The 11,984-nt window shown below is 45.4% G+C and carries 12 protein-coding genes and 1 other annotated feature (1 of these 13 cut by a window edge); of the genes, 10 read left to right on the top strand and 2 right to left on the bottom strand.

All coding sequences use genetic code 11. From position 1 onward, the window contains the following. Positions 1-162 (top strand) — a binding site (T-box leader); it begins 59 nt to the left of the window's first position. Positions 163-217: 55 nt separating this feature from the next. From BLHYD_RS13170 to BLHYD_RS13135, 8 genes are all read left to right on the top strand, one after another. Further along, positions 218-2,866, top strand: a complete 2,649-nt coding sequence (locus tag BLHYD_RS13170; protein ID WP_021845132.1) for a valine--tRNA ligase — start codon at positions 218-220, stop codon at positions 2,864-2,866. 17 nt (positions 2,867-2,883) lie between these two features. Next, entirely contained in the window at positions 2,884-4,908 is a 2,025-nt protein-coding gene (locus BLHYD_RS13165) for a sulfatase-like hydrolase/transferase (protein ID WP_005950353.1), read from the top strand. A gap of 326 nt (positions 4,909-5,234) precedes the next feature. Next, a complete protein-coding gene (locus BLHYD_RS13160; protein WP_040350813.1) occupies positions 5,235-6,533 on the top strand; it encodes a bifunctional folylpolyglutamate synthase/dihydrofolate synthase in 1,299 nt (432 codons plus the stop codon). Then, positions 6,526-6,678 carry a hypothetical protein gene (locus tag BLHYD_RS13155; RefSeq protein ID WP_005950359.1) on the top strand — a complete coding sequence of 51 codons (153 nt, stop codon included), beginning with the start codon at positions 6,526-6,528 and terminating at the stop codon, positions 6,676-6,678. Before BLHYD_RS13160 ends, BLHYD_RS13155 begins: the two co-directional genes overlap by 8 nt. Positions 6,679-6,688: 10 nt before the next feature. Beyond that, positions 6,689-7,987, top strand: a complete 1,299-nt coding sequence (locus BLHYD_RS13150; RefSeq protein ID WP_021845133.1) for a hypothetical protein — start codon at positions 6,689-6,691, stop codon at positions 7,985-7,987. 165 nt (positions 7,988-8,152) lie between these two features. Next, entirely contained in the window at positions 8,153-8,473 is a 321-nt protein-coding gene (locus BLHYD_RS13145; RefSeq protein WP_005950365.1) for an anti-sigma factor antagonist, read from the top strand. 20 nt (positions 8,474-8,493) lie between these two features. After that, a complete protein-coding gene (spoIIAB, locus tag BLHYD_RS13140) occupies positions 8,494-8,919 on the top strand; it encodes an anti-sigma F factor (RefSeq protein WP_040350814.1) in 426 nt (141 codons plus the stop codon). Positions 8,920-8,921: 2 nt separating this feature from the next. Further along, positions 8,922-9,635 carry a SigF/SigG family RNA polymerase sporulation sigma factor gene (locus BLHYD_RS13135; protein WP_021845135.1) on the top strand — a complete coding sequence of 238 codons (714 nt, stop codon included), beginning with the start codon at positions 8,922-8,924 and terminating at the stop codon, positions 9,633-9,635. Positions 9,636-9,751: 116 nt separating this feature from the next. On the opposite strand, the gene BLHYD_RS13130 is transcribed toward BLHYD_RS13135, so the two are convergent. Both BLHYD_RS13130 and BLHYD_RS13125 read right to left on the bottom strand, forming a co-directional pair. Beyond that, positions 9,752-10,558 carry an aminoglycoside 6-adenylyltransferase gene (locus tag BLHYD_RS13130; protein WP_313901934.1) on the bottom strand — a complete coding sequence of 269 codons (807 nt, stop codon included), beginning with the start codon at positions 10,556-10,558 and terminating at the stop codon, positions 9,752-9,754. Position 10,559: 1 nt separating this feature from the next. After that, positions 10,560-10,616, bottom strand: a complete 57-nt coding sequence (locus BLHYD_RS13125; protein ID WP_276901982.1) for a hypothetical protein — start codon at positions 10,614-10,616, stop codon at positions 10,560-10,562. Between the two features lie 334 nt (positions 10,617-10,950). Between BLHYD_RS13125 and BLHYD_RS13120 the strand changes: the two genes are divergently transcribed. Both BLHYD_RS13120 and BLHYD_RS13115 read left to right on the top strand, forming a co-directional pair. Then, complete coding sequence (locus BLHYD_RS13120) at positions 10,951-11,565, top strand: stage V sporulation protein AA (RefSeq protein WP_040350749.1); 615 nt, start codon at positions 10,951-10,953, stop codon at positions 11,563-11,565. Next, positions 11,566-11,979, top strand: coding sequence for a stage V sporulation protein AB (locus BLHYD_RS13115; protein ID WP_005950375.1), 414 nt, complete (start codon positions 11,566-11,568; stop codon positions 11,977-11,979). Positions 11,980-11,984 lie beyond the last annotated feature (5 nt).

Raw genomic sequence — 11,984 nt, 5'->3', positions numbered from 1 at the left:
GCTGAGAGACATTTTCAGAGAGTGCAGATGGAAAGTAGCTTTTGAACCGGGGGGCTGAAGGTCGAAGATTGGTAGGTCCTCACGTGTTGTTCGCGTTACAGGACAATAGAGATATGCGCTGTGCGCATAACGAAGGTGGTACCGTGATTATTCGCCCTTCACACGAGAGTGTGGAGGGTGTTTTTATTTCATAGGAGCATATGATAAGGAGGAAGTTATGAGCAAAGAGTTGGCAAAGACCTATGATCCAAAGGGAATAGAGGAAAAGCTCTATCAAAAATGGATGGACCGTGGCTATTTTCATGCGAAAGTAAATCCAGATAAGAAACCATTTACCATAGTGATGCCGCCGCCAAATATTACCGGGCAGCTGCATATGGGCCATGCTTTGGATAATACTTTGCAGGATATCATGATTCGTTTTAAGAGAATGCAAGGTTATGAGACTTTGTGGCAGCCAGGCACAGACCATGCGGCCATCGCCACAGAAGTAAAGGTCATCGAGAAATTGAAGGAGCAGGGGATAGACAAAAACGAAATTGGCCGCGAGGAATTTTTAAAACATGCTTGGGCTTGGAAAGAAGAATATGGTGGAAGAATCAACAATCAGCTAAAGAAGATGGGTGTGTCTGCGGATTGGGACAGAGAACGCTTTACGATGGATGAGGGATGTTCCAAAGCAGTTCAGGAGGTCTTTATCCGCATGTACAACAAGGGATATATCTATAAAGGTTCCCGTATTATCAACTGGTGTCCGGTGTGCAAGACTTCCATCTCAGATGCAGAGGTAGAGCATGAGGACCAGAATGGTTTTTTCTGGCATATTAAATATCCGATTGTGGGAGAAGAAGGCCGTTATGTAGAGATCGCGACTACCCGTCCGGAGACTCTTCTGGGAGATACCGCGGTGGCTGTAAATCCAGAGGACGAGAGATATCAGGATTTGATCGGAAAGATGCTGGAGCTGCCGCTGACAGGGCGCCAGATTCCGGTGATCGCGGATTCTTATGTGGACAAGGAGTTTGGAACAGGATGCGTAAAAATTACACCGGCCCATGACCCCAATGACTTTGAGGTGGGCAGACGCCATAATTTAGAAGAAATCAATGTGATGAATGACGATGCCACCATCAATGAGCTGGGCGGAAAGTATGCAGGAATGGAGCGCTATGAGGCCAGAAAAGCGATTGTGGCCGATCTGGAGGCCGAGGGGCTTTTGGTGAAGGTGGTTCCTCATTCTCACAATGTGGGAACCCATGATCGCTGCGGAACTACGGTGGAACCAATGATTAAGCCTCAGTGGTTTGTGAAAATGGATGAGATGGCCAAAGCAGCCATTGAGGTACTGAATAAAGACTTAAAATTTGTACCTTCCCGTTTTGACAAGATCTACCTGCACTGGTTAGAGAATATCCGTGACTGGTGTATTTCACGTCAGCTCTGGTGGGGACACAGGATTCCGGCTTACTACTGTGATGAGTGTGGACAGGTGGAAGTGGCTCATGAGATGCCGAAAAAGTGCAGCAAGTGCGGATGTACGCATTTTACCCAGGATGAGGATACCCTGGATACCTGGTTTTCCTCCGCGTTGTGGCCGTTTTCTACCTTAGGCTGGCCAGAGAAAACTCCTGAGCTGGAGTATTTCTATCCGACGGATGTCCTGGTAACAGGCTATGATATCATTTTCTTCTGGGTAATCCGTATGGTCTTTTCCGCGTTGGAGCAGACAGGAAAGACGCCATTTCACCACGTGCTGATTCATGGACTGGTGAGAGATTCCCAGGGGCGCAAAATGAGCAAGTCTCTGGGAAATGGCATTGATCCGCTGGAAGTCATAGACAAGTATGGAGCGGATGCGCTGAGACTGACCCTGGTGACGGGCAACGCGCCGGGAAATGATATGCGTTTCTACTGGGAAAAGGTGGAAGCCAGCAGGAATTTTGCCAATAAGGTTTGGAATGCCTCCCGGTTTATCCTGATGAATCTGGAAGGAAAGACGGTGACAGAGCCTGATCTGGCTCAGCTGAATCCTGAAGACAGATGGATTTTATCAAAGTTAAATACGGTGGCCCAGGAAGTCACGGAGAACATGGAAAAATATGAGCTGGGAATCGCGGTTCAGAAGATCTATGATTTTCTCTGGGATGTATTTTGCGACTGGTATATTGAGATGGCAAAGGTACGCATCTGGAAAGCCGAGGAAGCGCCGAAGGAAGCGAACGATGCACTTTGGACTCTGCGCACAGTGCTGACAGAAGGGCTGAAGCTGTTGCATCCATTCATGCCGTTTATCACAGAGGAAATTTATTGTGCCCTGCTGCCGCAGGAGGAATCCGTTATGATTTCCCAGTGGCCTGAATATCAACAGGCATGGAATTTCCCGAAAGATGAGTTGGCAGTTGCTTCTGTTCAGGAGGCTGTCAGAGGAATTCGAAATACCAGAAGTCAGATGAATGTTCCACAAAACCGCAGAACGAATGTATTCATCGTGGGAACGGACGCGGCTGCTTGCGCTAGATTTGAGACTTTGAAAACGGCGTATATGAATCTGGCTTTGGCGAAAGAAATTCATGTGCAGTCAGACAAGGCCGGAATAGGGGAAGACGCAGTGTCTGTGGTGATATCCGACGCAGTGGTGTATCTGCCGATGGAAGATCTGGTAGACAAAGAGAAAGAATTGGAGAGACTGAAGAAAGAAGAACTCCGCCTGACAAAAGAGATTGCGCGCGGAGAGGGAATGCTCAGCAATCAGAGCTTTGTAGCCAAAGCTCCGGCTGCTAAGGTTGAGCAGGAAAAAGAAAAATTGCAGAAATATAAAGAGATGATGGAAAAGGTTAGAGTGCAGCTGGAACAATTGCAGAAATAGCATAAGGGAGAGTTTGTATGAGACCGTGGGTTGAGAAACTAAACAAAGTATCACTGCTGGTGCAGGCGCTGGTCGTCTGCATCGGCTATTACCTGATTGAGACAATATCCAGGCATTCTTTTCGAGAAGCCTGGGAGTACATGACGACCCGGCCATTGGTGTTTTTATATAATGCAGGGTTGATTTTTACTACAACTTTAATTGTGTATCTGGTGCGCAGGAGGGTGTTTGTCAGAACCCTCCTGGCAATTTTTTGGATGACTCTGGGGATTATCAATGGAGTACTCCTGGCACAGAGAGTCACGCCTTTTACTGGACCGGATCTTCACCTGATTACGGACGCTTTTAAGATTGCCAAAAAGTATCTTCCAATTCCTGGACTGATCTTAGCAGGCATCGCTTTTGTGCTTGTGATTCTGGGACTGGTCTGGCTTTTCTGGAAAGGGCCTAAGTTTCAGGGGCCGCTGAAATATAAGTATAACGTACCTCTGGTTTTGGCAGGGGTTCTGCTGTTCATGGGCTCGACGAAGCTGGCACTGGAAAAGCGGGTGCTGTCTAATTATTTTGGGAATATTGCTTTTGCCTATGAGGATTATGGATATCCTTATTGTCTGGCTACGACGATTTTCAACACGGGTATTAGCTGTCCGCAGGACTACTCACAAGAAGAGATAGACAGGATAAAAAGTACAGAGTCAGAGCTAGGAGAGACACAGGAGGATTCTAGGCCCAATATTATTTTTCTGCAATTGGAGTCATTTTTTGACCCTACAGAGGTGAATTTCCTAGAGTTCTCTGAGGACCCGATACCGACATTCCGAAAACTGATGAAGGAGTATTCTTCCGGGTATTTTCGGGTCCCTTCCGTAGGAGCAGGAACGGCGAATACAGAGTTTGAGACAATCACAGGTATGAGTTTGAGGTATTTCGGACCGGGAGAGTATCCGTACAAGTCGATCTTAAAGGAGACTACCTGTGAGAGTGCGCCTTATGTACTAAAAGAGCTGGGCTATACGACCCATGCAATTCATAATAATGAGGCGAATTTTTATGGGCGCAGAACTGTGTTTCCAAATTTGGGATTTGACACGTTTACATCTGAGGAATACATGCCCCGGGAGGATGAGAAGAATCCTCTGGGCTGGGTGGAGGACCAGGTATTGACGGACCATATTCTAGATTGTTTAGAGTCCTCGGAAGGACCAGACTATGTGTACACAATTTCTGTGCAAGGCCATGGCGCTTATCCTGACGAGCCTTTGTTGGAGGACCCTGAGATCGAGGTGACTGGGGCAAAGACAGATGCAGAAAATAACAAGTGGGAATATTACGCTAACGAAATTCACGAGATGGACAAGTTCGTCGCTCAGCTTGTCAAGGCGCTGGAAGATTACGACGAAGATGTGGTTCTCGTAATGTACGGAGATCATCTACCGACTATGGGGTTGGAAGTGGAAGACTTAAAGAACCGCTATCTGTTCCAGACAGAGTATGTGATGTGGGACAATATGGGCTTGAAGAAAAAGGATGAGAATGTGGCGTCTTATCAGATGGCGGCGGTGACCATGGACAGGTTGGGAATCCATGAGGGAAATATTTTCCGGTACCACCAGGCAAGGCGTAATACGAGAAATTACCAGGTGGATTTGGAGACTTTGCAGTATGACATTCTCTATGGAGAAGAGTATGTGTACGGAGGAAAGAGTCCGTATGAGAGGACTTCCATGAGAATGGGAATTCATGACACGGAGTTTAGGGAGGTCAGAAAGGATGTCAGCGTGGAGGGAAGCTATTATATCATTGGAAATTATTTTACGCCTTCCAGTGAAGTCCAGATCAACGGAGACTGGGTGGATACCAACTATCTGGACACCAACACCTTGTTGATTACGGGCCAAAACTTGACAGATTATGACCGGATTTCCGTGGTGCAAAGGAGCAACAGTTCGACGAGAAGAGCTCTGACTAAGACGAATAACCGACTGTACTATGCAGTAAAAAGTGAAAATAAAGGAATTCTGAGTTTTGATAGTGAGGAGTAAGGCTGTGCGCTTTGCGGTTGCTGTCGTATAAAATATTACGATTAGGTCTGGACATCTATCACCACTATATTATAATGTAAAGGAGGCCGCTTTTCCTTTTTGACTTTTGGTCAACCGTTTGGCCATACCGTGTACGGGAAGCATAAAATATACTTGTATGTTTTTGCGAACGGACATCTGTATGAGCTGAGCACCTTTCCATGAGTAAAACGGTGGCATCAGCCACGATAAGTACGCAGTGCGGTTTTACGAATGGCGCTGGCTGAACGGTTGCGCTTTTGGAAGAAGGAAAGCAGGCTATTACATTAGATAAAGTGGTGATATTTTTGAATTATAATGAAGCAGTTGCTTATATTGATGAAACTCCGAAATTTACAACGAAAAACAGTCTGGAGCATACCAGAGAATGTCTGAGAAGACTGGGAAACCCCCAGGAAGCATTTCGGGTCATTCACGTAGCCGGGACGAATGGAAAGGGCAGTACCTGCGCATTCTTGACATCCATGCTCAGGGAAGCGGGGTATTCTTGTGGACTGTTTACCTCTCCACATCTGATTGAGATCAACGAGCGCTTTCAGATCAATGAGGTTCCTGTGGACAATGAGATCTTTCTGGCCGCCTTCCACAGAGTGAAAGAGATGGCGGATGAGCTAGTGGCTCAGGGCAGTCACCATCCCACGTATTTTGAGATGCTGTTTTTGATGGGAATGCTGATTTTTAAGGAAGCGGGCGTGGATTACGTGACTTTAGAGACGGGATTAGGAGGCAGGCTCGATGCGACGACATCCATTGAAAATCCTATGGCTTGTGTGATCACGTCGATCAGTATGGACCACATGGAGTACCTGGGAAACAGTCTGGAAGAAATAGCATCAGAGAAGGCTGGAATCATTGTTCCTGGAGTGCCGGTGATCTTCGATGGAAACCATGGCGCGGCGGCAGAGGTTGTGAGAAAGAAGGCACAGGAACTGGGAAGTCCCTTCTACGAGGTCTGTGAAGCGGACTGTGAGATTTTGAGAAATACCCGGGATGGAATTGATTTTTCCATGAAAAACGGGTATTATGAGAAGAACATTTTTTCCATTCCGTTTGTGGCACGATATCAGGTGATGAACGCGGCACTAGCTCTCAAAACGATGGAAGTCATGAGAGAGCAGTTTTCTTTCACGACTCGGCAGCTCCAAATGGGAATGGCCCAAACTCGTTGGCAGGGACGGATGGAGACCGTGTTGCCAGGAGTGATTGTGGATGGAGCTCACAATGAAGATGGAGTATTTCGTTTCGTGGAGACTGCGAGATATTTCCAGGAGGAATCCAAGATTACTCTGCTGTTCTCAGCAGTGTCAGACAAGGATTACAAGGATATGATTCGGACAATCTGCCAGGGCATTCATCTGGACCAGGTGGTGACGACGCAGATTGACGGTTACAGGGTAGTGCCGGCGCAGGAGTTGGCACAGCTGTTTCGGGACTGTGGGTGCTCGGATGTGATTGCGGAGCCAGAAATTCCAAAAGCCTTTGTGCAGGCCAGAAAGAAGCAGGGAGATGGACTTCTTTTTTGTGTGGGTTCGCTGTACCTGGTAGGTGAGATCAAAGATGAGATCAGGAGGCAGACCGATGATTAATTATGAAGAGGAACTGAAGAAATTTAAGCCAGTTCAGGATGTGACTGACGCGGAAGGCGCCATCTACAACCGTGAATTGACAGATGTGATGGATTTGATGAAAGAGATACTAAAGGAGACAAATCCAGGGACTCGCAGGAAATAAGGAGAACTGCATGAACTGTATAAATTGTGGAGCACTTCTGACAGATCTGGATTACTGCGGGCATTGTGGATGCAACGTGCTGGTTCAGAAGAAGGCCTATTATCTGTCCAATGTCTATTACAACCAGGGGTTGGAGAAAGCAAGTATTCGTGACCTGTCCGGGGCAATTAGCTGTCTGCAAAGAAGTCTGACTTTCAATAAACATAATATACAGGCGAGAAATTTGCTGGGGCTGGTGTTTTTTGAGACCGGAGAGGTGGTCTCTGCGCTGAGTGAGTGGGTAATCAGCAAAAACCTCAGGCCGATCAAAAATCAGGCAGCTGAGTATATTGAGAAGGTACAGGCGAATCCTAATAAACTGGAATCAATCAATGAGTCTATTCGCAAGTACAATCAGGCTTTGGAGATGTGCCGGGAAGGGCATGAAGATGTGGCCGCAATTCAATTGAAGAAGATTTTAGCTCAGAATCCAAAGTTGATAAAGGGCTATCACTTGTTAGGTCTGATTCAGATCAAACATGGAGCATATAACAAGGCCAGAAGAACTCTGAAAAAAGCAGCCAGAATTGATAAGACGAATACGACGACTCTGCGTTTTCTGCGGGAGGTGGACGAGCAGACTGGTGTTACCACCAAATTAGAAGAAAAACGCAAAGGGAGGAAAAAAGAGATACCTGACGAGAGAGAGAACAGAAGTGTGGTGTATCAGTCAGGAAACGATATTGTGATTCAGCCCCCGGCTTATCGGGAAAATACGATGATGAGTACGTTGATTAACATGGGGGTGGGATTTGCCATTGGCGCGGCAGCCCTCTGGTTTTTAGTGGTCCCGTCAATACGGCAGGGAATTTATCGAGAAGCCAATGAACAGATTGTGGACTACAGCGAATCTATGGCGAGCCAGAGCGCAGAGCTTAGTCGGGCGCAGAGTGAATTGGAATATTCAGACTCAGAAAAGAAAGAAGTTCAGACTCAGATCACCCAGGCACAAAAAGAGAGCGAGAGTTATGAGGCGCTCCTTGCGGCTTACAAGGCTTATCAGGAAAAGGATATGGACGAGGCGGCAGCACAGCTGCAGAAAGTCTATGTGTCCTCTCTGTCGGAGAGTGCCAGCGGAATTTATTCCATAATCAGTAATGAGACTGGAGCTACTGGTATTGTGGATGACGAAGCTGCCTCGGATGAGGGACAAAGTGATGGGGACAGCTCGGATGAAGACAGCCAGGATACTTCCGGTTATGATGACTATGGAGATTATGATGCGGATTATCAGGACGATGGGAGTGACTGGTATACAGGTGAGGAATAGTACAGGAGTGGGAGAGACGAAGGAGAAACCTCCAAATAGGGGTTGCTGTCAGATGACAGCAGCCTTTTTTTGTAGGGAAGTTGAAGCGGGTTTGCTCACTTTGTTCTGTTATAGGGAAGATTTTGAAAAATTGGGAATGAAATTGTAAAAAAAGGGGAGAATAAAATGGACCAGATGTTTCAGATAGGGGACTCTATCCTGACAGTCAGTCTGCCAGTAGAATTGGATCATCCCAATTCTCAGGCGATCAGCCAACAAATTGATGAGATTTTACAGGAGCAGTATATCAGGGGGATTGTCTTTGATTTTGGGAATACGACCTTCATGGACAGCTCGGGAATTGGTATGATTATGGGAAGATATAAAGCTTTGGGGATGAGACAGGATTCGATACGGGCAATCCGGGTAAATCGCCGGATTTATAAAATCTTAAATTTATCAGGAATTTATAAGGTGATGAAGATCTGTCGTCAGGTTGAGGAGTGAATATGAGGGAGGAAGGTATCATGGAACGGACGAATGAAATGCAGATTGAGTTTGATGCAAGGTCCTGCAATGAGGGGTTTGTGAGAGTGTCAGTGGCAGCTTTTTGTACGCAGTTAAACCCCACGTTAGAAGAAGTAGCAGACATCAAGACCGCAGTGTCGGAGGCGATCACAAACGCGATGATTCACGGATACGAGGGTGAAATACATAAGATTTTAGTAAAATGCAAAATTGAGGGAAAGGATTTTTACATTGATGTGATCGACCATGGGGTGGGAATATCGGATATCGAGAAGGCTATGGAGCCGATGTTCACTACGAAGCCTGAGTTGGAGAGGTCTGGTATGGGATTTGCTTTCATGGAGGCGTTTATGGATGAGGTGGAAGTGGAATCTACCGTAGGGCAGGGAACCGTCGTTCATTTGAGAAAACGAATCGGGAGGTGAAAATGGAACATACTCTTGCTCTGATAGCACGTGCACACCAGGGAGATAAAGAGGCAAGAGATACCATTTTTGAGGAAAACATCGGCTTGATTTGGAGCATTGTGAAGAGATTTCAAAACCGGGGCGTGGAGCTGGAGGATTTGTTTCAGATCGGTAGCATAGGGCTGTTAAAAGCTGTTGATAAGTTCGATCTGTCCTACGATGTGAAGTTTTCTACCTATGCGGTTCCGATGATATCAGGGGAGATTAAGAGATTTCTGAGGGATGACGGAATGATAAAAGTCAGTCGTTCTCTAAAGGAGGTTTGCTATAAAGCCTATCTGGCCAGGGAAAAGCTGGAAAAAGAGCTGGGGAGAGATCCCCAGATTGCGGAGATGGCCGGGGAGATAGGGATTCCTCAGGAAGAACTGATGATGGCACTTGATTCCAATGTGGAGATCGAGTCACTTCAGAAGACGATCTATCAAGGCGAAGGAAATGATATTCGGCTGATTGATAAATTAGAGGAAAAAAAGAATCGTCAGGAGGAATCTCTAAATCGGATTTTGTTAGAGGAAATATTAGGACAGCTCACTGTGTCGGAGAGACGGCTAATCTATATGAGATATTTCCAAGAGAGGACACAGACAGAGATTGCCAGAGAATTGGGGGTATCTCAGGTTCAGGTCTCAAGGATGGAGAAGAAAATACTAAAGAGATTGAGGGATAAAATGTGAGCCCTGCTAAGGACTGGCGCAGCCTGTTTTGCTCATTGCATTTAGCGAGCAAAGCAGGCTGCGCTCTTCAAGACTGAGGAGAAGTTGAGAGAGGCTTGTCCACTTTGTGATAGATTCTAATTGTCAAAGACCGTTTTGGCATTCTTTGGCAGTGTGTATATATGTTTTAAAAAATAATAACCGGCTTTTGCCTCTTCCCAAAGATAGAAGAATCCTGAGTGTTTTGCTACTTCGAGGGCAGTATTCTGGAACAAATCGCACATGATAAATATAGAATTCCAGATGTCGTTTAACTCTCCGTTGATATATGTCTTGAGAAATTTATTCCAAATATCCGCAGATAGGTATTCTTTTAGATATTTGGAAGCTTTTCCCGTCGAAACTTGAAAGTTTGTCTCGTAACCGATTTTCCAGTTTAGCAGTTTTACTAATTCTGGATGGCTTCCATCATAGAGTACTCTATGGACATAGGGAATTTCTTCACGCCACAACCCCTTTGCAATATTGTTGAGACACCACCAAAATTCATTGCAGCAGGCATAAAATTCATCTTGGGTGGGTCTTTTAATTAGATAATCTTCGTCGGAAGGCTCAGGGATTGCCGGCAGCAGGCCGTCTTTGTCCAATAATATGATACATAGTTTGTCACTCTTAATATCTACTTCTTCTACCGGTACTACATGGAGATCTAGGCGATTTCCGTCTTTAAATTGTATCAACCAGCCGTAGCGTTTATCAAAGTTTACTTCGATTCCGTTGCAACGGTCTATCTCATCAGGGCATTGCATGTATAATCTTTCACCAAAAATATCAATCCAATATTTGTCTTCATAAAAAGGGCGATTCTGTTTTACTACATATACAATGTCGTAATCTTGGAGTAGATCTTTTTTTACTTTCTTATTGGTTCTTGACCCATTCATATTAGACAGCTCTGATTCTGTCATCTCTCTGGGCAGTGCTTATGATCAAATCGAACATTTCTTTTTCTTTGCGCATGGCGCACCATCCTTTCAACGCTTTTTTTCACAAAATGTGTGTCGTAGAGATTCCAATATTTTAGATATACGCGACCTTTTTGTCCGTCAAAATTTTACTTTCAACCATTATACCATGAGATATGTCTGTAGTCATTTTTGTAAAGGGACCCAATTTTAGGAAGTATGAGGTTTGCGCTTGCAAAGATAGAGTGTTGTATAAAAAATGGGAGATTAGGGATAATAAACGTTGATATTTAGGAGAAATATTCTCAGTATGAGATTTGTGGACAGAGGGAAAATACGAAATGTCTGAAAAATCCAGTAGGAGGCAAATTATGAGTGATACGTTATATCTCCAGATCGATCAAAATGTCGAGGTGCATCATCCTCATGTGTATCTTCAGGATGTGGCGCAGCTAAGTTGCAGTAATTCGAAGGTTTTGAATCGTTGTAGAGTACTGCCCGTGGCGAATCTGGAGCCGGGAAAGCCTGGACGGTATGTATTTTCTGTGGTGGATTTGATCGAGCTGATTCAGAAAAAAGAAGAGAATCTGGATATCTCAGCTCTGGGTGAGGCATCGTTCCTTGTGACTTATCGGGAGGAAGCTGTCAAGAGTAAGGTGTGGACTTGGGTGAAAGCGGTGATTATCTGTATGGCCACTTTTTTTGGAACGGCATTTGCAATTATGTCTTTTAACAATGATGTGGATTTGACTACTTTGTTCGGACAGATCTATCAACAGGTCACAGGGGCAAAATCAAGCGGATTTACTATTTTGGAGATCACATACTCAATAGGAATTGGAGCAGGCGTTCTTTTTTTCTTTAATCATTTTGGAAGTATGAAGTTGACTCAGGATCCTACTCCTATGCAAGTACAGATGAGGGTTTATGAAGATGACGTAAATACGACGATCATTGAGAAAGTGGAGAGGGGAAAGGAGCAGTAGATGGCGGAACAGATTTTTCTGGGAGTGCTGGGACTATGTGCAGGTTTTACAGTGGCAAGTGGGATGGTAGGGTTGATTATCGGCCTTTCCATTGTGCCGCGCTATGCTGGCATTACACGCACGGCAGATAAGATACTGCTCTATGAAGATTTCACGATGTTAGGAGCCACTCTGGGAAATATGGCAATGGTTTTTCAGTGGCATCTGCCTGGTGGACAAATACTGCTGGCAATTTTTGGCATATTCGCGGGAGTATTTATGGGAAGCTGGATTCTGGCGTTGGCGGAGATGGCGAAAGTCTTTCCAATTCTGGCCAGGAGAGTAAAACTGACAAAAGGGCTACCTTGGATTATTGTGAGTGTGGCCGCCGGCAAGGTGATCGGCGCTCTATATTTCTTTTATAAAGGATGGTGACAGTA

It is taken from the genome of Blautia hydrogenotrophica DSM 10507 (assembly GCF_034356035.1).
Lineage (GTDB): Bacteria > Bacillota > Clostridia > Lachnospirales > Lachnospiraceae > Blautia_A > Blautia_A hydrogenotrophica.
This window is presented reverse-complemented; position numbering and strand designations above follow the sequence as displayed.